The 1,802-nt window shown below is 66.3% G+C and carries 1 protein-coding gene; it reads right to left on the reverse strand.

Annotated elements, in window-relative coordinates; translation table 11 throughout:
* On the reverse strand, positions 1-1,802 hold a 1,802-nt coding region (locus CHB87_RS21695; RefSeq protein WP_245818183.1), incomplete at both ends, for a phosphoenolpyruvate carboxykinase (GTP).

The following is a 1,802-nucleotide window of genomic DNA, read 5'->3' on the forward strand; positions in this document are numbered from 1 at the left end:
CTACAGATGAGGAGTTCTCTTTCGTAGATCATCTCTGGTGGGAGGTGGTCGTGGAGTTGGAGGAAGATCTCTTCGTGTCCGATGACCTCTCGTTTCCAGGCTTCTCGGTCGACGGTTTGGAGTTCCTGGAACTGTTCGTAGGAGAAGTCGAGTCCCTGCCATTGGATGTCGCTGTACTTGGGCGCCCAGCCGATGGGGGTTTCCTTGCCGCGGACGCGGCCGCGCACGCGGTCGACGATCCACTTCAGCACGCGCATGTTCTCCGAGTAGCCCGGCCACAGGAACGATCCATCGGCGCCCTTGCGGAACCAGTTCACATGGAAGATGCGCGGCGTCGCGTTCAGCGCGCGCTGCATGCGCAGCCAGTGCCGGAAGTAGTCGCCCATGTGGTAGCCGCAGAAGGGCAGCATGGCCATCGGGTCGCGGCGGACCGTGCCGATCTTGCCGCCGGCCGCGGCGGTGGTTTCAGAGCCCATGGTCGCGCCGGTGTAGACGCCCGCGCTCCAGTTGAAGGCCTGGTAGACCAGCGGCATCGTCGTCGGGCGGCGGCCGCCGAAGACGATGGCCGAGATCAGCACGCCTTCGGGGTCTTCCCACGAGGGGTCGATGGTGGGGCACTGCGCGGCGGGCGCGGTGAAGCGGCCGTTGGGATGCGCGGCGGGCGTGGGGCTCGCGGGCGTCCACGGGGCGCCGCGCCAGTCGAGCGCCTCGGCCGGCGGCTGGTCGGTCATGCCCTCCCACCAGATGTCGCCGTTGGGCACGCCGTTTTCGGTCACGAGCGCGACGTTGGTGAAGATGGAGTTCGAACGCAGCGTGGCCATGGCGTTGGGGTTGGTCTTGTCGCTGGTGCCGGGCGCGACGCCGAAGAAGCCGCTCTCGGGGTTGATGGCGCGAAGCTGGCCGGTAGCGTCGGGCTTGATCCACGCGATGTCGTCGCCGACGGTCCAGACCTTCCAGCCGTCGAAGCCCGCGGGCGGGATGAGCATGGCGAAGTTGGTCTTGCCGCAGGCCGAGGGGAAGGCCGCCGCGACGTAGGTCTTTTCGGTCTTGCCGGCGGCGTCGGCGGGCGATTCGACGCCGACGATGAGCATGTGCTCGGCCATCCATCCCTCGTCGCGCGCGATGTTCGAGGCGATGCGCAGGGCGAAGCACTTCTTGCCCAGCAGCGCGTTGCCGCCGTAGCCCGAGCCGTAGCTCCAGATCTCGCGCGTCTCGGGAAAATGCACGATGTACTTGGTGTCGTTCTGCGGCCAGGGTACGTCCTGCTGGCCCGGCGCGAGCGGCGCCCCGACCGAGTGCAGGCACGGCACGACGCGCTTCTCGCCCTTGTCGATCTCGGCGTACACCGGCGTGCCGATGCGCGCCATGATGCGCATGTTCACCACCGCATAGGCGGAGTCGGTCAACTGCACGCCGATCTGCGACATGGGCGAGCCGATCGGACCCATCGAAAACGGCATGACGTACATGGTCCGGCCGCGCATCGAGCCCTTGAAGAGCTGCTTCAGACGCTTGCGCATGACGAACGGGTCTTCCCAGTTATTGGTCGGACCGGCGTTGTCCTTGGACAGCGAGCAGATGAAGGTGCGGTCCTCGACCCGAGCCACGTCGTTCGGCGAAGAACGGGCGTAAAAACAGCCCGGCCACTTCTCCGCGTCCAGCCGGGTGAACGTCCCGCCAGCCACCAGCTCCTCGCAAAGACGAGCGTTCTCCGCCGCCGAACCGTCGATCCAGTGAATCCGCTCAGGCTGGCACAGGTCCGACATCTTCTCCACCCACCGGATCAGGTGCTTGTTCGTCGT

It is taken from the genome of Granulicella rosea, assembly GCF_900188085.1.
In the GTDB taxonomy this organism is placed as follows: Bacteria; Acidobacteriota; Terriglobia; order Terriglobales; family Acidobacteriaceae; genus Edaphobacter; species Edaphobacter rosea.